We start from the raw sequence: 21907 nt of genomic DNA, 5'->3' as shown, positions 1-21907 counted from the left end.
TATGATTTAACCGTGTTCAAGCATATGACATGCGTTACACGGCGGCAATATCAGAACCCGGCGATGGTCTGGGACCCGTTAACAGAGACGACATGGAAAGCCTCGGCACTGCGGCCCTCCGGCAATCCCGCCCGGCGCCCGGTGTGCTGCATCATGCCGCGCACCGTGCGTTCCATGGCGGCGAGGTCCGGGTGCTGGCTGGCGTGGACCCGGATCGCCTCGAGCTTCTCTTCCACCTTGCCGGTGACATCGACGAAATGGTTCTCACGGGACTCCGGACCCGCGAAGAGCCAGAGCCACGGCAGCTTGTAGGCCTCGAGCCCGGCCTCGGCGATTTCCGGGTAGGCGAAGGGATTCTCCAGAGCCGGGTACACCGCCCGGGTGACAATTTCGCCCACGGCAAGGTGGTCCGGGTGGCTCTTCTGGATCCGGTCCCAGTTGCGTTCCGGGTGCATGGCCAGGACGATCTGCGGACGGATCTCGCGGATCAGCTTCACCACCTGCTTGATGACGCCATGATTCACCTCGAGATAGCCGTCGCGCTCGTGCAGGTAATGGATGTCCTCGACGCCGACGATCGCCGCGGCACGCTGCTGTTCCTGCGTCCGGGTATCGGTGATCGCATGGTGTCCGTCGGCGTCGAAGCCGCCGGCATCGCCGTCGGTCATGATGCAGTAGCTGACCTGCACTCCTGCAGCAGTCCAGGCGGCGATGGTGCCGGCGGCGCCGAAATCGATGTCGTCGGGGTGGGCGGTAAAACAAAGCACCCGCTCAACGCTCTCCGTGGAGGCGTTGAACGGGCTCTTTGCTGACGTGGTGTCAGAGTTCAAGGATCAGCCTTTCCGCTTCTTGATCTCTTCGGTCGCCTGCGGAACAACCTTGAAAAGGTCCCCGATGATGCCGAAGTCGGCGATTTCAAAGACGGGAGACTCCGCGTCCTTGTTGATCGCAACGATCACCTTGGAGGTCTGCATGCCGGCCTTCTGCTGGATCGCACCGGAGATGCCCACCGAGATGTACAGCTGCGGGGAGACGGTCTTGCCGGTCTGCCCGACCTGGAAGTCGTGGCCGATCCACCCGGCGTCGGTGGCCGCGCGGGAAGCGCCGACCGCGCCGCCGAGGGCATCGGCGAGTTCCTCGACGGGGCCGAAGTCGCCGTCAACGCCGCGGCCGCCGGCCACGACCACGCGGGCCTCGGTGAGTTCCGGGCGTCCGCTGGCGGGACGTTCGCTGCGCCCCGTGATGCGCGCGGCCGAGGCCGTGGCGTCCGCCGGAACTTCAACGGTGACGGTCTCCGCGGCACGAGCGGCGGGGGCCTCGGCGACGTCGACGCTGTTCGGCTTGACCGTCAGGACGGCGACGGCGGTGCGCGCCTTCGCAGTAGTGGTGTAGGCACCGGCCAGGACCGACTTGTGGGCGGTGCCGTCGGCGTCGACCCCTACGACGTCGGTGATCACGCCGGCATTCAGCTTCACGCCCAGGCGTGCGGCGATTTCCTTGCCGTCCGCCGAGTTCTCCAGCAGGACGGTGTCCGCGCCGGAGGCGGCAACCGCCGCGGCGAGGTAGGCGGCCTTCGGAGCCACCAGGTAGTCATCCAGGTCGGCGGCGGACGGACGGTAGACCGCCGTGGCGCCGTGGGCAGCAATGGCCGCAGCAACGTCGTCGTGCAGTTCGCCGTTGAATGCCACCGCGCTCTCGCCGAGCGAACGGGCAATGGTGAGCAGCTCGCGGCTGCTCTTCTTCAGCGAGCCGCCCGGGTTGTCAATGAAAACAAGTGCTTTTGCCATGTGTCTTGGGTCCTCTTAGAGCAGCTTCTGGGCGGCCAGGAAGTCAACCAGCTGGATGCCGGCGTCGCCTTCGTCGGTGATGATGGTGCCGGCGGTACGCGGCGGGCGGGCAGCGGCGGTCTCGACGGCGGTCAGCGAACCGGCGGCGCCGACCTGACCGGCGTCAACGCCGATGTCGGACAGCGCCAGCGTGGTGATCTTCTTCTTCTTGGCGGCCAGGATGCCCTTAAAGTTCGGGTACCGGGGCTCGTTGATCTGGTCGGTCACGGAGACGAGAGCGGGCAACGACGCCTCCACGGTGTCCGAGCGGCCATCGCCGTCGCGCCGTGCGGTCAGGGTGGTGCCGTTCAGTTCCAGCGCCGAGGCGAAGGTCACCTGGGGCACACCGAGGCGTTCGGCAAGCTGTGCCGGTACCAGGGAGGTTTCGCCGTCGGTGGAGGCCATGCCGGTCAGCACCAGGTCCACGGGGCCGAGGTAGCGGATGGCCGCGGCCAGCGCGAGGGAGGTGGCGGCGGCGTCGGACCCGGCGAGGGCGTCGTCGCTGAGGTGGACGCCGGAGCTGGCGCCGATCTGCAGGGATTTCTTGACGGAGTTCACGGCTCCGGCCGGGCCCATGCTCAAGGCAATGACTTCATTGCCTGCCTTGGCACCGCCACGGGCTTCGCTCAGCTGCAACGCGGCCTCAAGGGCGTACTCGTCCAGTTCCGAGAGGATGCTTTCGTCACGGTCGACAGTGTTTCCCTGCCCCGTGAGGTGTCGGTCGAACTGCGCGTCAGGGACGTGCTTGACCAGAACAACAATCTTCAATGTCTCTTCCACTGTGTTCGAGGCAGCCTTCCTTGCTTGAGGATGGCCAGCGGCTGGGCGCATGGCCATGGGCGCCCGGCTCGCGGGCTTCGTCCTAGCTAAGCATATTGCGGCGCAATACGATGTGCCCGATTAACGCCTGTTGCGGCACCGGGACGACGAAGCAGGCGGCACCGGATGGTGCCGCCCGCTTTCCGCCCCGTTGTTCGCACTACTTCTGCAGGGAGGCCCTACGGCTGCGGCGCGGCGTCCAGGGTGACGTCGATTTCACGTTCCTGCCCGTCGCGCTGGATGGTGGCCTTGACGGTGGCGCCGGCTGCCTGCTCACGCACGGCGGCCGTCAGCTGGTTGGGGTCGCTGATGACCTGCCCGGCGAACTTGACCACGACATCGCCCACCTTGACCCCCGCCTTCTCGGCGGCGGAACCCTTGGTGACACTGGCTACCTCGGCCCCCACGGAGAAGCCGGAACTGCTTCCGGTGGCCGACTTCGCCTGGACGCTGACGCCGAACTGGCCATGGCTGGCCTTGCCGTCCTTGATGATTTCCTCGGCGACCCGCCTGGCGTGGTTGATCGGGATGCTGAAGCCCACGCCGATGTTGCCGCTGGAGGAATCGGAGGTGCTGCTGCCGGCGGAGGCGATCGCCACGTTGACCCCGATCACTTCACCCTTGCTGTTGACCAGGGCGCCGCCCGAGTTGCCGGGGTTGATCGCCGCGTCCGTCTGGATCACGTTGATGGAGATGGAGCCTTGGTTGGAGCTGCCCTGGTTCCGGCTCTCACCTGGAGGGGCGAACTCGAAGCCGCCCTCGCCGTTGCCGTTCGAGCTGTCCGGTGATTCCTTCGGCGCGGCAGATGAAGCCACGCTGATGGTGCGGTTCAAGGTGGAGACAATGCCGTCCGTTACCGTGCCGGTGAGGCCAAGCGGCGAGCCGATGGCGACGGCGGTGTCCCCCACGTTGATCTTGCTGGAGTCACCCAGGGTCGCCGGGACCAGGCCGGACGCGTCCGCAACCTTGATCACCGCGAGGTCGGACAAGGGGTCGGTGCCGACCACGCTTGCCTTCAGGACCCGTCCGTCGTGGGTACGCACTTCAATCGAAGCGTTGGCCGTGGCGCCGTCGAGGGTCACCACATGCGTGTTGGTGAGGATGTGCCCCTGGTCATCGATGATGACGCCGGAACCGGTGCCGCCTTCGCTGCCGCTGGTGGCCTTGATGGTGACCACGCTCGGGGAAGCCTTGGCTGCCGCGGCCGTGATCGCGTTGACGTCGTCCTTGTTGTTGACGATGACGGTGCCACCGCCCTGGCTGCCGGTGCTGGACGCGGGGGCCTGGTTGTCGAAGAGCTGATTGCCAGCGGCCACGACACCGCCACCGACGAGCCCGGCCGCAAGGATACTGGCGACGAGGGTTCCGACGCCGAACACGGGCTTGCGCTTGGTGGCGATTGCCGTGTTTCCCTGGGCACCGGCCGGGGCACCCATGGGGTGCGGGAACTGCTGGGTGGGGTGCTGCTGCGTTGGCATGTGCGCGGGATAGCCGCTGCTGCCGGGGTGGCTGCCACCGTAGAAGGGAGCATGGTGCGGGTAGGACGGGCCGGCGTTTGGAGCCTCGCCCGGGTGCGGCTGCTGGGCGGGCTGTCCGGGTTGCGAGGGCGGGCCTGCTTGGACGGGCCGGCCAGGCTCGTAGGCGGGCAGCCGGGTGGTGGGCTGCTCCCCGGGCCGCTGTTCGCCTCCGGCAGGGGTGCCTGCGGGCCGGTCGGCCGCGCCTCCGGGCTGGACCTCCGCATTGTTCTGCTCGGGGGTCTCGCGTTCGGATCCCGGGCCCTGCGCTGGGTTCTCCGTCATGGGACTTCCTTTCTTCCTCGTCTGGCATTAACTATGGCCTTTTTTGCTGGATCAAGATCGGATGTTTGCTGAAAGCTTGCTGAACGCGGAAGCGGCCTCGGGCATCCTCCCTCGGACACCCGGATGTTCGGCTGCAAAAACTGTCTACAACGCGGGAGGTTCCGGCTTTTCTCCGCGTTTCGCTGGCGGCATATTCGGCGCCGTGGACGCCCTTTGGGGTGCACCATAGAATCAAAATGGAATTGCCACAGCGACCTGCGGCTCTACAAACCATGCGTGGGGGCGCTGCTGCATTCTGTGACGATTGGTCCGGCTTGGACCAGTCGCAGACGTGCTGAAGGGTTGCGCATGCGGTCAATGTTGAAACGAGTTCTCGCCGTCGTTGGCCTGACCGGATTGCTGGCATTCCCGGCTGCGTCCGCATGGGCTGATGACCCGGTGACGATCCCTTCCGGGCAGAACATCGTCGATGATGCGAACGTCCTCGGCAGCCGCAAGGGTGAGGTCCAGGATGCCATCCAGAAGCTCCTGAAAGACCACAAGTACAACCTCTACGTTGTCACTGTGCCCTCGTTCACCAACCCTTCGGATCCCAAGGCCTGGGGCCAGGCGACGGCAACCCGCAAAGGTCTTGGTAAAGCCGATGTGATCCTTGCCATCGCCACCGAGGGCAAATACTACTTCGCCCCTAACTCCGCCAGCGCCATCGCCTCAAAGACCTCCAACATCACCCAAAACGCGATCGTGGCCAACCTCGCCGGCGGCAAGAAAGACTACGCCCAGGCAGCCATCGACACCGCGGCCGCCATTGGCGATGCCGCCGGCGGCGGCAGCGGCAATGTGCCAAGCGGCGGCTCCGGCGCTGCCGTGCTCGTCGGCGCTGGCGTCGTCGCGGCCGGCGGCGTCGGCACCTACCTGTACCTGCGCAACCGCAGGAAGAAGGGCGCGGTGGCTTCCGGCGCCGGATATGCCCCGGGGCAGGGAGAGCCCGATCCGCTGGCGTCGATGAGCGTCGAGGAACTGCGCCGCAAGGGTGGTTCCCTCCTGATTGAAGCGGATGACGCCATCAAGTCCAGTGAGCAGGAACTCGGCTTCGCGCAGGCGCAATACGGTGATGCCGCCGTCGGGAACTTCACGAAGGCACTCCAGGAAGCCAAGGGCCACATGACGGAGTCCTTCAAACTCCAGCAGCAGCTCGACGACCACATTCCGGACACCGAAGAGCAGCAGCGCAGCTGGCTCGGCGAGATCATCCGCCGTTCCGAAGCCGCGCTGGCTTCGCTCAGGGAACAGAAGGAAGACTTCGACTCCTTGCGGGAGCTGGAAAAGAAGGCCCCGCAAGCCCTGGCGACCGTCGGTACCGGCGTCAGCGAAGCGGAAGCGAAGATCGCCAGCGCCGAGCAGTCGCTCAACGGCCTCCGCGCGAAGTACGCCGACAGTGCCCTGACTCCGGTTGCCGACAACATCACGCAAGCAAAGGAACGCCTCGCTTTCGTCCACAACGCGGAGAAGACCGCGGGTGAAAAACTCTCTTCGGGTGAAAACAGCCTCGCGGCGGTTGCGGTCCGCGCCGCTGAAGAAGGACTGCACCAGACCAACGTCCTCCTCGACGCCATTTCCAAGGTGGCCGGCAGCCTCGACGAGGCCAGGACGGCCCTTGAATCGGCGGTGGTGGACACCAGCCAGGACCTGGCGCAGGCCAAAGCCATGATCCAGTCCGGAGAGCACCCGGAACTGGCAGGACCGGTGGCCGGCGTCGAGTCCGCCCTGGCCCAGGTGAAGGCCGAAATCCAGGCCGGAAAGATCGATCCCATCGCCACCCTGGACAAGGTGGAGAAGGCGCACCAGGCCCTCGACCAGTCCCTCGGCGGAATCCGTGACCAGCAGGAGCAGGCCCGCCGCGCGCAGGCTTCACTCCAGCAGACCATCATGGCGGCCCAAGCCCAGATCAGTGCCACCTCCGACTACATCACGGCCCGCCGGGGCGGCGTGGGTACTGAAGCACGGACCCGTCTCGCCGAAGCGCAGCGGAATCTTGACTACGCGCTCTCCATCTCCCGGAACGACCCCGTCACGGCGCTTGCCTACGCACAGCAGGCCCACGCGCTGGCGGCCCAGGCCGCACAGGTGGCCCAGTCCGACGTCGAACAGTTCGGCGGCTACGCCAACCAGGGCTACGGCGGCGGCATGTTCGGCGGCGGCGGTGGCGGCGGTCTCGGCGGCGCCATTCTTGGCGGCATCCTTATCAACTCCATCTTCAACAGCGGCGGGGGCGGCTGGGGCGGCGGCCACAGCGACGGCGGCGGCGGTGGAGGCTTCTTCGGCGGCGGCGACGGCGGCGGCTGGGATGGCGGAGGCGGCGACTTCGGAGGAGGAGACTCCGGGAGCTTCTAGCCCACAAGACTAGGCGGGGCCAAATGCCCCACGTAGAGCGGTACAACAACTGATCACTGGATTCAGTGGGACCCACTGAGCAGGACGAAAGGCAACACCATGGTTAAGCAGTCCATTTTCGGCAGGATCGCGCAGCTCGCCAAGGCAAACGTCAATGCCTTGCTCGACCAGGCTGAGGACCCGCAGAAAATGCTGGACCAGATGGTCCGTGACTACACGAACAACATTGCCGAGGCAGAGTCCGCGGTTGCCCAGACCATCGGCAACCTCCGGATGCTCCAGGCCGACTACAACGAGGACATCAAGAACGCCCAGGACTGGGGCAACAAGGCCCTCGCCGCGTCCCGCAAGGCGGATGAGTACCGCGCCGCCGGTGATGTTGCCGATGCCGAGAAGTTCGACAACCTGGCCAAGGTTGCCATCCAGCGCGGAATGACTGCCGAGAGCGAAGCCAAGGCCGCCGAGCCGAACATCGCCTCTCAGACCGAGGTGGTGGACCGGCTCAAGGCTGGCCTGGACCAGATGAAGAGCAAGCTCAACCAGCTCACCGCCAAGCGCAACGAACTGGTGGCCCGTGCAAAGACCGCCCAGGCCCAGTCCCAGGTGCACGATGCCCTCAAGAGCATTGACATCATGGACCCGACCAGCGAAGTGGGACGCTTCGAGGAGAAGATCCGCCGCGAAGAAGCCAAGGTCCTCGGCCAGCAGGAACTCGCCGCCTCCAGCCTGGATGCCCAGTTCAACCAGCTGGAAGACCTCGGCGAGCAGACCGAGATCGAAGCCCGCCTTGCGGCCCTGAAGTCCGGCGGGACGACCGCGGCAATCGGCAGCGGTTCCGCGGCCCCCGCCACGCCCGCCATCAACGAAGCGGACTTCGACAAGCTGTAAACCGGGAGCCATTACGCAACAGCCCGGTGCCGGTCCTCCTGGACCTGCACCGGGCTGTTGCGTTTGCCCGTTCAGCCGTGCTTGGCCTCAACGGCCAGGCGCCCGACGATGAGCTTCATGATTTCGTTGCTGCCTTCGAGGATCTGGTGCACCCGAAGGTCCCTGAGGATCTTCTCCAGGCCGTATTCGGAGAGGTAGCCGTACCCCCCGTGCAGTTGGACGGCCTTGTTCGCCACGTTGAAGCCGGCGTCGGTGGCAACGCGCTTGGCCATGGCGCACAGGCGCACGGTGTCCGGTGCACCCCGTTCCAGGGCGTCAGCGGCCCGCAGCAGCAAGGTCCTGGCCGTTTCGAGCTCCGTGTCCATGTCGGCGATGTCAAACAGCAGCGCCTGTTGGTTGATGAGGGGGCCGCCGAAAGCCGAACGCCCGCTCAGGTAGGCAATTGACTTCTCCATCGCGGCCTGGCCACCGCCCAGGGAGCATGCCCCGATGTTGAGGCGGCCGCCGTTCAGACCCTTCATGGCGATGGCGAAGCCGCTGCCCTCCTCCCCCAGCCTGTCGGCGGCAGGCACGCGGACGCCGTCGAATATCACCTGCCGGGTGGGCTGGGCGTTCCAGCCCATCTTCTTCTCGTTCGGACCGAAGGACATCCCCTGGGCGTCACCCGGCACCACGAAAGCGGTGATGCCGTGGCTGCCCGAACCGGAGGTGCGGGCCATGACCACGTACACCCCGGCGACCCCGGCCCCGGAAATGAACTGCTTGGTACCCGTCAAAAGGTAATCGTCGCCGTCGCGCACGGCCTTGGTGGTCAGGGCCGCGGCGTCCGAGCCGGCGCCCGGCTCCGTCAGGCAGTAGCTGCCCAGGACCTCCATGGACGCAAGCTGCGGCACCCACCTGGCGCGTTGCTCGTCGTTACCGAAGGCATCGATCATCCACACCACCATGTTGTGGATGGAGATGTAGGCAGCGATGCTTGGGTCCGCTTTGGAGAGCTCTTCGAAGATCAGCACGGCATCCAACCGGCTAAGACCGGAACCGCCGAATTCCTCGCTGACGTAGATGCCGCCCATCCCAAGCCCGCCGGCCTCCCGCAGGACATCCACAGGGAAATGCTTATGTTCGTCCCATTCGGCAGCATGCGGCGCAATGGCGGTTGCCGCGAAGTCGCGGACCATCTCGACGACCGCTTGCTGCTCTTCGTTGAGCTCGAACATGGGCACTCCTTATCCGGGTTGGCCGGCTAGCTGCCAGGGTTATTTGCTGACCTTCCCCGTCAAGGATGCGATGGGGCGAAGGAACAAGGGCCTGGCCAGGAACCAGGCGGCCACGATCACGGCGAGCGATGCGGCGAAGATCCCGAAACCGATCCAGTTCTCGTCGCTGCTGCCCCCGTACATGTGGTTGAGGTTGCGCAGCGCTCCGGTCGCGAGGACCAGAGTGACGTGCACAAGCGTGAACGCGACGAAGTAGATCATTACCGGGAAATGGATGGCACGGGCGATTTCGATCGGGTAGATCTTGTTGACGGCGGCCTTCTTGGGCCAGGCCGATGACGTGCGCAGGCCGGTGAGGATGGCCAGCGGCGCGGCAATGAAGACGGTGAGGAAGTACGTCAACAGCTGGAGGGCGTTGTAGTTGACCCAGCCGTTCTCAACGGGCCAGTTAAGGGAAAGGTACTGGATGCCGGCCGAGACCGCGTTCGGGAATACGTCCCAGCTGGTGGGCACGATCCGCACCCACTGGCCCGTGGCGAAAAGCAGGATGATGAAGATCAGTCCGTTGAGGACCCACAGGGCGTCCAGGGTGAGGTGGAACCACAGGTCCAGGCTCATTTTCGTCGGTGCATTCCTGGTGCGGATAAAGCCCTTGTTGTTGCGGGTCCAGTATGCCGGGGGGCGCTTGGCGGTGCGTACCTGCCAGCCGGAGCGGACGATAAGCACGAGGAAGAAAACGTTCAGGAAGTGCTGCCAGCCCAGCCATGCCGGGATCCCCACCTCGGTGCCGACGGGCAGTTCGGAGCGGCCCGGGTAATCGTGAAGGAAGGACTGCCCGGCGGTGGTGCCTGTGAACCATTTGGCCAGCAGCACGAGGATCAGAAGCAGCAGCAGGGCGCCGGAAACGGCCAGGACCGGTCGAAGCCATTTGCTTTGCTTTGCTGACGGCTTTTTCGTGGGGGCGGACATCTTCGCAGACACCTCTCGGGGAACTTTGGCAATCATGGACGCATCAAGCTAACAGGCTTTCGCCTGCCGCAGCCAACGCCTGTTACGCCAGTCTTCGGATGCGGCCCTCGGGTGCCTGTTCCTGCTGAACTTCCCTGCCGTCCGGGCGCCCAAAACCGAGAATACTAGGAAATCCAACTATTCTCCATGGGCCGGAAAACAAAAGATCCGGACCAGTTTTCACTGATCCGGATCTTCTTCCAGTTGCGGGGACAGGATTTGAACCTGTGACCTCTGGGTTATGAGCCCAGCGAGCTACCGAACTGCTCCACCCCGCGTCGCGGTCTCTACTTTACCCTATTTTCGGCGGGCTCCTGACCACCGCCTCCCGGCGATGGAAGCGCCCCTGGGAAAACAAAAGATCCGGATCAGTTGGCACTGATCCGGATCTTCTTCCAGTTGCGGGGACAGGATTTGAACCTGTGACCTCTGGGTTATGAGCCCAGCGAGCTACCGAACTGCTCCACCCCGCGTCGCATGAACTACTTTACCGTCAAGTGAATGTCCGGCCAAATCCTGGTGACGTGACGTCCGTCTCCTCCCCGCAGGGCGGTCTCCGTGAGGAAACGGCAGAAGCCGGTGCCGCCATCGCTGGCAGCACCGGCTCCATCATGTTTTCCGTTACCGGACCTCAGCCGTTCTGCGTCGGGCTCGGCGTCGCAGTGGTTGTGGGCGTCGGGGTCGACGTCGGCGAAGACGTAGGTGACGGCGTCACGCCAAGGCGGCCTTCGGCGTCGAGCGCCTTCTTCAACGCTGCGGCAAGCTTGCTCTGCTGCGCGCCGTAGCCGGCGAAGTCGCCCTTGGCCAGGGCGGCCTGGCCGTCCTGGAGAGCCTTGTTGGCCTCGTCGAGGGCCGCCTTGAGGGCTGCCTTGGCATCCTCCACGCCCGGTTTCTGGTTGGTGGGGGACGTGGGCGGCGTCTGGCCGTTGTTGGCAAAGTCCCCCGCGGTGGCGCCGGAATCGCCGCCGAACAGGTCATCCAGGGCCTCGTCAAGCGTGGCCGCGAAGCCCACCTTGTCGCCGAAGGCGACCAGGACGCGCTGCAGCGTCGGGTACGAGGTTTCACCCGTGGACTTCACGTAGACCGGCTGCACGTAAAGCAGGCCGCCGCCGACCGGGAGGGTCAGCAGGTTGCCGTTGAGCACTTCGGAAGCGCCCTGGCGCAGCAGGTTCAGCGCCTGTGACACCTCCGGGTCGGAGTTGAACTTGTTCTGCGCCTGGCCGGGACCGGGCACCTGGGTATCGGTGGGCAGCTGGAGCAGGCGCAACTGGCCGTAGCCCGGGTCCTTCACGCCCTTGGAGCTTCCGGCGTCGGAGTCAGCCGACAGGAAGCCATACAGGATGTTGCGGGCGTTGCCGTTGACGGTCTGCGGGATGAAGGAGGAGGTCAGCTGGAAGGCCGGCTTGGCCTGGCCCGGCATCTGCAGGGACAGGTAGAACGGCGGCTGCTTCACCGCGTCGGCACCGGTCACTGTGGGGTCGTTCGGCACGCTCCAGGCGTCCACGTTGTTGTAGAAACGGTCCGGGTTGGTGACGTGGTAGCGGCCCAGCAGTTCGCGCTGGACCTTGAACAGGTCCTCGGGGTACCGGACGTGGCTCATGAGCTGCCCGGACATTTCCGAATACGGCTTGATGGTGCTCGGGAAGATCTTCTGCCAGGACTTCAGGATGGGGTCCTGGTCGTCCCACGCGTACAGCGCCACGGAGCCGTCGTAGGCGTCGACCGTGGCCTTCACCGAGTTCCGGATGTAGTTGACCGTGCTGTTGGGCAGCACCGCGGTGCGGCCCGTGCTGGTCTGCGTGTCCGCCGTGACGTTCTGCAGCTGCTGCTGCTGGGAGTACGGGAAGTACTGGCTGGTGGTGTAGCCGTCCACGATCCATTTGACACGGCCGTCGACCACGGCCGGGTAGGCGTTGCCATCCACGGTCAGGTACGGAGCCACCTTCTCCACGCGTTCACGCGGCGTGCGGTCGTAGAGGATCTGGGACTTCTCGTTCACGCCGTCGGACAGCAGCAGGTCCGAGGACTGGAACTTCATGGAGTACAGGATGCGGTTGAACCAGTTGCCCACGTTCGGGCCACCGTTCCCGGTGAAGGTGTACTGGGTGTCGGTGGAGCCGTCCTTGCCGGCGGGACGGTCCTGCTCGCGGTGCGTCGACCCGTCCGGGGCGCCGACCACCGAGTAGTCCTCGGTGTTTTCCCCGAAGTAGATCCGGGGCTGGTAGTTCGAATCGTTGCCAAGGATACCGCTGGACGGGATACCGGAAAGCAGGAAGTCGGGCTTGCCGTCCGCCGTGAGCTTGTTGCCCTTGGCGGCCACCACGCCATATCCGTGGGTGTAGACAATGTGCTTGTTGTACCAGGTCTGCTGGCCCGCGCTGATGCCGTCGGCGTTCAGCTCACGGACCGCGATGACGGTGTCCTGGACCTTGCCGTTCACTGTATAGCGGTCGACGTTCAGGGCCTTGGGGAACTGGTAGTACGGGCGGTACTGCTCAAGCTGGCCGAACGCCGAGGACACCAGGTTCGGGTCCAGCAGGCGGATGTTGGCCGCCGTCTGGGCGTCCTTCGCCAGTGCGCCGGTGCTTGCGGTGGTGGTTGCCTTGTACGGCTGCACATCGACCTTGTCCAGACCGTACGCGGACCGGGTCATCGAGATGTTCCGCTCGATGTACTTGTTCTCCAAGGTCTGCTCGGAGGGCCGCACCTGGAACTGCTGGATGACCCACGGGTACACCCCGCCGGCCAGGATCGAAGTGATGATCAGCATCGCCGTGCCGATCACCGGCAGGCGCCAGCGGCCGATGACGGCGGCGACGATGAACAGGATGGCCACCAGGCCCGCAGCGACCGCGAGGATCGACTTGGTGGGCACGACGGCGGTGACATCCGTGTAGAGAGCACCCGCCCAGCGGCCGCCATTGTTCTGCACGGTGCCGTAGACGTCGAGCCAGAAATTCGCGCCCAGCAGGAGCAGGAACAGCGCGCCGCTCACTGCGAGGTGGATCTGCGCGGCACGGCTGGTGAAGACCCCGCGTTCCATGAGGCGGATGCTGCCGTACAGGTAGTGGGTCAGGATCCCGGCGATACCGGCTACCACCACCACGCTGATCAGGAATCCGGTCACGAATCCCAGGAACGGCAGGCTCATCAGGTAGAAGCTGATGTCCAGGCCGAACTGCGGGTCCTGCTGCCCGAACTGCTCCTGGTTGAAGAACAGCAGGACCTTTTGCCACTGGCTCGCTGCGGCGCTGCCGGCGAAGAGCCCGAACAGCACCGGCAAGCCGATCATGACCACGCGGCGCACCGGTTCAAGCTGAACCTGGTAGCGGCTGAGATTGTCACGCACGTCGGAATCCGGCGCGTAGACCGGCCGGGCGCGGTACGCCACCCGGATCGAGGCGTACACGGCGCCGAACATGAGGACGAACCCGCCGACGAAGGTCAGGATCCGTGCAAGGTTTTCGCGGACGTACACCTCGAAAAAGCCGAGCTGCTGGTACCAAAGGACGTCGGTCCAGACATTGGAGAAGAACACGAAAGCCACGACTGCGAGCGCCACGACGATCAAGGTGGGAGTCAGGGCACCCCGTCTCAGCGGCGGTCTTCCGGACGGGCGGGTGCTTGCAGGACGAGACAAACCAGGTACCTCATAGCTCGTTGTCAGATATACGGGTCAGTGCGGGTGCTGACGGCCCGTCCCGCGCAACACGGGCCAGCCGTGCTGTGCGGTCCAGGGCCGTCAAATATGCCACGAGTGGCGGCGGAGCTAAGTTCCACCGTCAGTCTAGTTCTTAGTGCAGGCCGGCAGTCCGGAGGTGTCCTGTCCCGCGGCGAGCCGCTTCACGGCCGCTTCGGCGTCGCCGAGCGTCTCCACTTTGACCACCTGCAGGCCGTCGGGAACATGGCCCACCACGTCATCGCAGTTTGCCGCAGGGGCCAGGAACAAGCTGGCCCCCCTCGCCCGCGCGCCGTGCATCTTCTGTGCGATGCCGCCGATCGGCCCTACCGCTCCATCGGGCGAAATGGTCCCGGTCCCGGCGATGTGCTTGCCGCCCGTGAGATCTCCGGGGGTCATCGTGTCCACGATCCCCAGGGCGAACATCATTCCGGCGCTCGGCCCGCCGACATCCTCAAGGGAAATCTTCACCTGGAACGGGAAGGTGAATTTGTACTGCAAGGCCACGCCGAGCAGCCAGCGGCCGCTGTCGCTCTTGTTCGGCTTGATGCTTACCGTGACGGCTTTGCCCTGGCGGTCAACGACGACGGCGGCAGGGGCGCCCGCGGTGGCGGCCAGTTCGCTTTGGATGACGGCGAGCGACGTCACGGCTTTGCCGTTGATCGACGTGAAGGTATCCCCTTTTCGGAGCTTCCCTTCCGACGCCGAATTGCTGCTCAGCGCAGCCACTTCAAGCTTCTGTCCGAAGGGAATGTCCAGCTCCTTCATGGCCGCGGCGACGGCGTTCTCCTGCGAGGAGGTCATGGCCAGGGCGCTTTCCTGTTCGGATTCTTCCTTGGTGGTGCCCTTGGGATAGATCAGTTCCTCCGGGTACACGGCTTTGGAGCCGTCGAGCCATGCCTGGAAGGCTTCCACCAGGCTGACCGGACCGTTGGGACCACCGCTGATAAAAACCGTAGTCAGATCGAGGTTGCCCTTGGCAGGGAAGCTTTCATGCCCGCTGACCGTGATCACGGGTTTTCCCTTGTCCGTGCCCAGGGTGTTGAAGGTGGGACCGGGAGACTCCACCACATAGGGAACGGGCAGCGTCGCGGCAGCGGTGCCCAGGAGGATCGCGAGCGCCCCCGCGATGAGCATCGCGGTGTACCGGCCGCTGCGCTGCCGGGGTTGTTCTGCCGCCTCAAAGGGTGCCTGCTCCTGGAACTGGTGCGCGCCGTCGTCGAAGCTTCCGGTATCCCGACCCTCCCAGGGGTTCGGCGTTGTATTCAATGAAATGGCCTCTCCGCGCGCACGGGCTGGTGCGCAATGTCGTCACGCCGGGCGCTTCGCTTTCCGGCACCCTTCTCAACGTCCCACCCTACGACGCCGTGCCCTTCCGACGCTGCTTTGCCTAGAGCGAACGGGCCGCCTGCAAGGCAGACAGCCCCGGTCCTGCGCGGTAACTTGAAGATGATCACCAGTCAGCAGCGACGATCGGCGGCACCATGACCTCCAAGCCCAACACCCCCTCCAACGGGGACGATTCACCCCAGGATCCTTTGGCGGAAATGCTGAAGAACCTGATGGGCGGCCAGGGCATGGGCGACATCGACCCCGCCGAACTGGCCAAGGCAGCGGGCCTGCCCAACGATCCTGCACTGCTCCAGCAGATGTTCTCGCAGGTCCAGGCCATGATGAGTTCAAGCTCCGAAGGCCCGGTCAACTGGCAGCTCGCCCACGAGAACGCACGCCGTGTTGCCGCGGCTGGCAGCGATCCCTCCGTGACGTCCGCGCAAAGCCGCGCGATCGATGAAGCACTCCGGCTTGCAGAACTGTGGCTGGATCCAGTCACGGACCTCCAGGCCACCGGCCTGATCGGCCGCGCCTGGTCACGTGCGGAATGGGTCGAAGCAACCCTCGGGACCTGGAAGCGCCTGACTGAGCCGGTGGCGAACAGCATCGCCAACGCGCTTTCGGACGCACTGACCCAGCAGATGCCTGAGGAGATGAAGTCCATGATGGGCGGCGCCTCGTCCATGCTGCAGAACATGGGCGGTGCAATTTTCGGCATGCAGTTGGGCCAGGCCATCGGTGCCCTGTCCGCCGAGGTTGTCAGTTCCACCGACATCGGAGTCCCGCTGGCAGACCTCGAAATGGCTTTGCTTCCGGGCAACGTTGCCAAGTTCGGCGAAGGGCTCAGTGTTCCGGAAAACGACATCCGCCTGTTCCTCGCCGTCCGCGAGGCGGCCCACGCGCGGTTGTTCGTCCAGGTTCCGTGGCTGCGCGGACACCTCCTTGGCGCGATCGAAGCCTACGCGCGCGGTATCCACATCGACATGAGCCGGATCGAAGACCTGGCCCGCGACCTCGACCCCAGCAACCCTGAAGGCATCCAGGAGGCCCTGTCCCAGGGCGTATTTACCCCGGAACGCACCCCCGCCCAGTCCGCGGCCTTGGAGAAACTCGAAACCGCCCTGGCCCTGGTCGAAGGTTGGGTGGACGAACTGACCGCAGCCGCAACGGAGAAGATGCTGCCCTCGGCCGGGGCCCTGCGCGAAACGGTGCGGCGCCGCCGCGCCACAGGCGGTCCCGCCGAGCACGCGTTCTCCTCGCTGGTCGGGCTGGAACTGCGGCCCCGCAGGCTTCGCGAGGCGGCCACCCTGTGGGCGGCCCTGAAGGAAGAGCGCGGAATCGCCGGGCGCGACGCCATCTGGCACCACCCGGACCTCCTGCCCACAGCCGAGGACCTGGACGATCCCACGGGATTCTCGGAACGCCGCCGCCTTGCCGAGGCCAGCGACAGTGAAGTGGACGACGCCCTGCAGAAGTTGCTCAACGGGGGTTACGACTCCCCCGCGGACACTGCGGATCCGGACACTGCGGACCCGGACACTTCGGACCCGGACACTGCGGACCTGGATGCCGGGGACACCCCGGACGACGACAGCGAAGACGGGCCCGGCGGGGCGAAAGCCTAACAGCCGCCCGCTTCCCCATCGGGTTCCGGATCCCGATCCAAACCCCGCGACGTGGCGAAGGCTACTCCTTCAAGGAAAGCCTTCGCTCGTTGCGTTTCCGGGTAGGCCTCCAGCAGGCGCCAGAACGCGGCGTTGTGTCCGGCCACCAGCAGGTGTGCCAGCTCATGGAGCAGCACGTAGTCGACCACCCACTGCGGCATGGGCTTCAGCTTGTCCGAAAGCCGGATGCTCCCCTCGGCGGGGGTGGCCGAACCCCAACGGGAGTTCTGGTTGCTGACCCAGCGGACCGACGTCGGGACCGCCCGCCCGCCAAGGTACCTGTCCGAAAGGGCCGCCGCGTGGGCGGCCAGTCCGGCGTCCCCTGATGGCCGACGGCGTCCCGCACCCTGCGCGCGGCGCTCCCCCTGGCGGCGGAGCTTCTCGAGCATCCGCCGCACCCATTCGCGCTCCTGTGCCTGGGTAAAGGACGCCGGTATGGCGACGACGGCATTGCCGTCCTCCCAGAAGGCGGCCACCGTGCGGCGGCGCCGGGCCGAGCGACGCACGACGATAGGGGCGCCATCGTGCGTGGTCAGCTCGTGTGCGGTCAGGGGGACGGCACGCTCAGGACGCATCGCTTTGCCCGCCTTCGGCCAACACCGCAAGGACGGATTCCCCGTACTTTTCGAGCTTCGAAGGGCCGACGCCGGCCAGGGTGGCAAGCTCCTCAAGGCTTGCGGGCCGGGCCTCCGCGATGGCGGTCAGGGTCGCATCCGTGAAGACAACGAACGCAGGAACCTCCGCTGAGCTTGCCGCGTCCTTGCGCCACTGCCGCAGCGCCTCGAAGGTCTGCTCCTCGTAGCTGGGCGGACACTGGCGGCAGCGCCCGATCTTGCGTTCGGCGCCGGTGGCGAGCATGCTGCCACACACCCGGCAGGACGCCGGGGCGGCCGCTTTGCGCCGGGGCAGGGCGCGGCTGCGGGCACTGGCCGAACCGACGGAGTCAGGGCGCAAGCCATCGAGGAAACGCGACGGTTTACGGTTGGCGCGCCCGCCCGGCGTACGGGCCGTGGACCAGGACATGCTGAGGTGCTCGCGGGCACGGGTGATGCCGACATACAGAAGACGGCGTTCTTCGTCAACGGATTCCGGGGTGTCGGCGAAGGAAATGGGCATGAGGCCTTCGCTCAGGCCCACCAGGAACACGGCGTCCCATTCCAGGCCCTTGGCGGCGTGCAGGGAGGCCAGGGTGACCCCCTGCACCGTGGGGGCGTGCTGGGCGACGGAGCGTTCCTGGAGTTCGTTGACAAACTCGGCGAGGCCGAATTCCGGGCCGCGGTTGGCCGCAAGCTCGTCGGCGAGCGCCACGAGGGCTGCCAGGGATTCCCAACGTTCCCGCAGCGCGCCGCCGCCGTGCGGGGCGGAATCGGAGTAGCCGAGCGATGCCACGATGTCCCGGACCAGCTGGCCGAGCGGTTCGCCTGCGGTTTCGGCTGCGGCGCGGGTGGCGGCGCGGAGCTGCAGGATGGCGTCCCGCACTTCCTTGCGGGCGAAGAAGCGTTCGCCGCCCCGGAGCTGGTAGCCGATCCCGGCCGAGGCGAGGGCCTGTTCATAGGCTTCGGACTGCCCGTTTGTGCGGAAGAGGACGGCGATTTCGCTTGCCTGCACGCCGGCGTCGAGCAGTTCGCGGATCCGACCCGCCACAACCGCGGCCTCAGCCTCGTCGTCCGGGCATTCCATGAACCGGGGCTCCGGGCCGGCCGGGCGCTGAGCCACCAGCTGCAGGGGTTTCGCCCAGGCGGCATCGGCCGCCGGGCCGCCGCTGCGGCGGGAGCCGAGCAGTTCGTTGGCGAGCTTCACCACCTGGGGAGTGGACCGGTAGTCGCGGACCAGCTTGACCACGGTGGCTTCGGGGAACTGCTTCTTGAAACCCAGGAGGTGCTTGGGCGATGCACCCGTGAACGAGTAGATGGTCTGGCTGGCATCGCCGACCACGCAGAGCTCGTCGCGGTCCCCGAGCCACAGCTCCAGGAGCCGCTGCTGGAGCGGGGAAACGTCCTGGTATTCGTCCACCACGAAGTGCCGGTACTGCTCGCGGACCGTGGCGGCCACTTTCGGATCTTCCTGGAGGATGCCCACGGTGATCAGCAGGACGTCCTCGAAGTCGATGACGTTGCGATCCGTCTTTACGTCCTCGTAGGACTGAAAGACGCGGGCGACGGCGGTGAGGTCGAAGCCGCCGGGCGTGCCGCGGCCCTGGGCGTTCTCGAGATAGTTGGCCGGCGTGAGCATGGAAACCTTGGCCCATTCGATTTCCGCAGCGAGGTCGCGGATGGACGCACGGTCCGTGCTCAGCCGCAGCCGGCGCGCGGCCTCGGCGATCATGCTGGCCTTGTGGTCCAGCAGGTTCGGCAGGGTGCCGCCGATCGCCTGCGGCCAGAAGAACTGCAGCTGGCGCAGGGCAGCCGCGTGGAAGGTGCGGGCCTGGACATTGCCGGCGCCGAGATCCCGCAGGCGGCTGCGCATCTCGGCGGCTGCCCTGGCGGTGAACGTTACCGCGAGCAGGCGCTGCGGGCTGTACACGCCCGAGTGCACACCATAGGCGATGCGGTGGGTGATGGCACGGGTCTTGCCCGTTCCGGCGCCTGCGAGGACGCATAAGGGTCCGGACAGGGTGCTGGCGACCTCGCGCTGTTCAGCGTCGAGGCCGCCCAGGATCCGGTCCTCCAAGGAACCGGCCAAGCCGGGCGATGCGGAGGTCACTTCTGGAGGTCCTCGATGGTGCCGCCGTACCAGTGCTCGATCAGGGAACGCGCGATGGACAGCCGGGACGGAATCGTGATCTCTCCGGAGAGGACGGCTGCCTGGAGTTCCTCCCGGGTGAACCAACGCGCCCGGGTGACCTCGACGCCGTCGGGCCGCGGCTCTGTGTCCTCCGTGAAAGCCGTGAACCCGAGCATCAGCGATGCGGGAAAAGGCCAGGACTGGGAACCCAGGTACTGGCAGCTGCTGACCCGGAGCCCCACCTCCTCGCCGATTTCCCGGACCACAGCCTGCTCAAGGGACTCTCCGGGTTCCACGAAACCGGCCAGGGTGGAATGGTTGATTGAACCGGCCGGACCGCCGCCCCCAAGGAGCACCCTGCCGTCCGGACCGACCACGGTGACGATGATCGCCGGGTCCGTGCGCGGGTAGTGCTCCGAATTGTCCTTGGGGCAGCGCCGCACCCAGCCCCCGGCCTCGACCTCGGTGGGCGTGCCGCACTGCGGACAGTGGGTGTGGGTTGCATGCCAATTGGCGATGGCGCTGGCCTGGATGAACAGTGCGGTCTCAGTGGCGTCCAGGCGGGCAGCCACCTCCCGGAAGCCCACCCACGAAGTAGATGCGGGGGCGCCAAGGGTGCCGGGATCCGGAGTCACCGCCGGAACGAACAGCAGCACCGGAGTGTCCCGTGGAAGTGCGGCGTCTGCCAGTGTCCTGCCCAGGTAGATCGCGGACACCGGGGCCCCGGAAGGGTCCTGGAGGGAATCGAACAAAGCACCGGCGTCGCCCAGCCACAGCGCGTCCCCTTCGACCAGCGCCTGCCGCTCAGCCAGGACCATGGCCTTCGCTGATCCGGAGGCGATGAGTTCCTCGATCAAGCCCGGCTTGATCCGCTCGGCGGAACCCCTGTCAACCATGGCGGGGTGGACTGGGAGGAGGGTATCCGTCAGGTGGTTCGCCGGCGCGCGGAACTCGGTAAAACTCATGTACATACCGTACTGACTCGCACCGACAAATTACATTTGCCCTGTTCAGGGCGCCACCATTCGCGTGAGCGCCTTCGCAGGCGGCTTTTCGGGCCCGATCTGGAGACTCGCCGCAGGACATCGCCCGGACAAGCGCCGGTGACTCTACCTTGGAAGGTGTGAGAAGAACACCGCTCGAACTGGCCGCAATTGCAACAGCGGCAGTGCCCGGCCTGGCGCCGACAGCCACTGCTTCCGCCCCGGATGACGCCGCCGACTTCGACTCGGCGCTTCTGCTCGACGCCGACGGCAAACGTTGGCGGGTTCGCTCACCCCGGCACGCCGAAGCCAGCACCCGGCTGGAAACCGAGTTCATGGTGCTGCGGGCATTCACCCCGGCCATCCGCGCCGAACTTCCTTTCCTGCTTCCCAGCGTCGCAGGCACCGTGCGGCAAAGCTCGTTAAGCACGTTCGTCTACACCCACCTTGCCGGTTCGACCCGCAGCATCGAGGAGCTTTCGGCCTGCAGCGACGCCCTGGCCAAGGAAATCGGGACTGCCCTGGCTGCCGTCCACGACCTGCCCCAGGCCCTGGTCAACAATGCCGACCTGCCCAGCTACACAGCCAACGAGTTCCGCCAGCGCAAGCTCAATGAGCTGGACCAGGCGGCAACTACGGGCAAGATTCCAACGATCCTGCTTCGGCGCTGGGAACACGCGCTGGAGGACGTCGCACTGTGGCGCTTCAACCCCTGCGTTGTCCATGGCGACCTGCATGAGGACAACCTGTTGGTGGAAGGCGACCGCGTGACCGCCCTGACGGGCTGGACCGATCTTCGGATCGGCGACCCGGCGGACGACTTCGCCTGGCTGGTAGCTTCCAACGAGCAAGCGTTCGTCGAGGGGGTCCTGCGGCACTACACGGAGGCCCGTCGGGACAAGGCCGACAGCCACCTACTGCGCCGTGCGGCACTTCTTGCCGAGTTCGCCCTGGCACAGTATCTGGTGAAGGCCCTCGCAGCCGGCCACGCCGTGATGACAGCGGAAGCCGAAGGCATGCTTAAGTCTTTGGCGGACGACATCGGCCAGCAGGACGCGGCCACCGCCGAGGGCGACGCTGCCGCCGAAACGGGCGGGGCTGTCGACGGCGGGGCCGCCCCGGCTCCGGCTCAGCCAGGGCCGCCGGGCCACACGCCCGCCGGCGGTGCCGCTTCCCGTCCCGATGTCAGCACGGCGACGCCCGCCGTCAGCGTGAGCGCCGTGCCTGCTCCCGCCGTCAGCATTGCCCCCATTCCCGACGCCGGCCCGGGCACCGGGGACGAGGCCGAACCTGCGGGCGGAGCCCCGGCAGCCTCGGAAGCCTCGGAAGCCTCGACAGCGGCCATCCGGATCGTGCCTCCGGCCTCCACCGGCGCGCACGCGGGCGGCGCCTCCGCGCCCGAAGACGGCGCCTCCGCTCAGGGCATCTCCGCGCAGGCGGGCGGCCGGGCGGACGCCGCTGACGGGGACGGTCCGGCCGGAGACCAATCCGCGGAAGGTCCTTCCGACTCTGGCAAGACCGGGCTTCAGGACGCGGAAAACCGCTAGCCAACAGGGGCCTGTCGGTCCCGGCAG

15 protein-coding genes and 2 tRNA genes are annotated in these 21907 nt (G+C 66.2%); 4 read left to right on the top strand and 13 right to left on the bottom strand.

Annotation, left to right across the window (positions count from 1 at the left end):
- Nucleotides 1-50: 50 nt before the first annotated feature.
- From ACNQPB_RS16815 to ACNQPB_RS16800, 4 genes are all read right to left on the bottom strand, one after another.
- Nucleotides 51-830: a PIG-L deacetylase family protein gene (locus ACNQPB_RS16815; protein WP_498753566.1), complete on the bottom strand. Its 780-nt coding sequence runs from the start codon at nucleotides 828-830 to the stop codon at nucleotides 51-53.
- A gap of 3 nt (nucleotides 831-833) precedes the next feature.
- On the bottom strand, nucleotides 834-1787 hold the full coding sequence (locus ACNQPB_RS16810) for an electron transfer flavoprotein subunit alpha/FixB family protein (RefSeq protein ID WP_498753565.1): 954 nt from the start codon (nucleotides 1785-1787) through the stop codon (nucleotides 834-836).
- Nucleotides 1788-1802: 15 nt separating this feature from the next.
- A complete protein-coding gene (locus ACNQPB_RS16805) occupies nucleotides 1803-2594 on the bottom strand; it encodes an electron transfer flavoprotein subunit beta/FixA family protein (RefSeq protein ID WP_498753564.1) in 792 nt (263 codons plus the stop codon).
- Between the two features lie 230 nt (nucleotides 2595-2824).
- Nucleotides 2825-4444, bottom strand: a complete 1620-nt coding sequence (locus ACNQPB_RS16800; RefSeq protein WP_498753563.1) for a S1C family serine protease — start codon at nucleotides 4442-4444, stop codon at nucleotides 2825-2827.
- 348 nt (nucleotides 4445-4792) lie between these two features.
- On the opposite strand from ACNQPB_RS16800, the gene ACNQPB_RS16795 reads away from it, so the two are divergent.
- Both ACNQPB_RS16795 and ACNQPB_RS16790 read left to right on the top strand, forming a co-directional pair.
- The gene (locus tag ACNQPB_RS16795; RefSeq protein WP_498753562.1) at nucleotides 4793-6838 is read left to right on the top strand and encodes a TPM domain-containing protein; all 2046 of its coding nucleotides are present in this window, start codon (nucleotides 4793-4795) and stop codon (nucleotides 6836-6838) included.
- 99 nt (nucleotides 6839-6937) lie between these two features.
- The gene (locus tag ACNQPB_RS16790) at nucleotides 6938-7726 is read left to right on the top strand and encodes a PspA/IM30 family protein (RefSeq protein ID WP_498753561.1); all 789 of its coding nucleotides are present in this window, start codon (nucleotides 6938-6940) and stop codon (nucleotides 7724-7726) included.
- Nucleotides 7727-7797: 71 nt separating this feature from the next.
- Here ACNQPB_RS16790 and ACNQPB_RS16785 read toward each other — a convergent pair whose 3' ends face one another.
- The 6 genes from ACNQPB_RS16785 to ACNQPB_RS16760 form a co-directional block, all read right to left on the bottom strand.
- On the bottom strand, nucleotides 7798-8943 hold the full coding sequence (locus ACNQPB_RS16785; protein WP_498753560.1) for an acyl-CoA dehydrogenase family protein: 1146 nt from the start codon (nucleotides 8941-8943) through the stop codon (nucleotides 7798-7800).
- 39 nt (nucleotides 8944-8982) lie between these two features.
- Nucleotides 8983-9912, bottom strand: a complete 930-nt coding sequence (locus ACNQPB_RS16780; RefSeq protein ID WP_498753559.1) for a cytochrome b/b6 domain-containing protein — start codon at nucleotides 9910-9912, stop codon at nucleotides 8983-8985.
- A 243-nt stretch (nucleotides 9913-10155) separates the two neighbouring features.
- Nucleotides 10156-10229: transfer RNA gene (locus tag ACNQPB_RS16775), tRNA-Met, on the bottom strand.
- A gap of 121 nt (nucleotides 10230-10350) precedes the next feature.
- A tRNA-Met gene (locus tag ACNQPB_RS16770) sits at nucleotides 10351-10424 on the bottom strand.
- A gap of 158 nt (nucleotides 10425-10582) precedes the next feature.
- Nucleotides 10583-13591 carry a UPF0182 family membrane protein gene (locus tag ACNQPB_RS16765; protein ID WP_498753558.1) on the bottom strand — a complete coding sequence of 1003 codons (3009 nt, stop codon included), beginning with the start codon at nucleotides 13589-13591 and terminating at the stop codon, nucleotides 10583-10585.
- Between the two features lie 147 nt (nucleotides 13592-13738).
- On the bottom strand, nucleotides 13739-14899 hold the full coding sequence (locus ACNQPB_RS16760; protein WP_498753557.1) for a YlbL family protein: 1161 nt from the start codon (nucleotides 14897-14899) through the stop codon (nucleotides 13739-13741).
- 215 nt (nucleotides 14900-15114) lie between these two features.
- Here ACNQPB_RS16760 and ACNQPB_RS16755 point away from each other — a divergent pair, with 215 nt between their 5' ends.
- Nucleotides 15115-16587 (top strand): zinc-dependent metalloprotease, encoded by a 1473-nt coding sequence (locus ACNQPB_RS16755; RefSeq protein ID WP_498753556.1) that lies wholly within the window; start codon nucleotides 15115-15117, stop codon nucleotides 16585-16587.
- Here the strand turns inward: ACNQPB_RS16755 and ACNQPB_RS16750 are convergent.
- Genes ACNQPB_RS16750 through nudC form a run of 3 tightly spaced genes read right to left on the bottom strand, consistent with a single transcriptional unit; the run spans nucleotide 16584 to nucleotide 20315 of the window.
- Nucleotides 16584-17201, bottom strand: coding sequence for a M48 metallopeptidase family protein (locus tag ACNQPB_RS16750; RefSeq protein ID WP_498753555.1), 618 nt, complete (start codon nucleotides 17199-17201; stop codon nucleotides 16584-16586). The genes ACNQPB_RS16755 and ACNQPB_RS16750 overlap by 4 nt on opposite strands.
- Nucleotides 17191-19329: an ATP-dependent DNA helicase UvrD2 gene (locus ACNQPB_RS16745; RefSeq protein ID WP_498753554.1), complete on the bottom strand. Its 2139-nt coding sequence runs from the start codon at nucleotides 19327-19329 to the stop codon at nucleotides 17191-17193. The genes ACNQPB_RS16750 and ACNQPB_RS16745 overlap by 11 nt, the downstream gene beginning before the upstream one ends.
- Entirely contained in the window at nucleotides 19326-20315 is a 990-nt protein-coding gene (gene nudC / locus ACNQPB_RS16740) for an NAD(+) diphosphatase (protein ID WP_498753553.1), read from the bottom strand. Before nudC ends, ACNQPB_RS16745 begins: the two co-directional genes overlap by 4 nt.
- 158 nt (nucleotides 20316-20473) lie before the next feature.
- Between nudC and ACNQPB_RS16735 the strand changes: the two genes are divergently transcribed.
- Entirely contained in the window at nucleotides 20474-21880 is a 1407-nt protein-coding gene (locus tag ACNQPB_RS16735; protein ID WP_498753552.1) for a macrolide 2'-phosphotransferase, read from the top strand.
- Nucleotides 21881-21907: the final 27 nt, after the last annotated feature.

The sequence above is a fragment of the Curtobacterium sp. LFS079 genome (assembly GCF_047977865.1).
Classification (GTDB): Bacteria; Actinomycetota; Actinomycetes; order Actinomycetales; family Micrococcaceae; genus Arthrobacter.
Note: the sequence above shows the minus strand (reverse complement) of the source record. Positions and strands in the feature narration are given on the sequence as shown.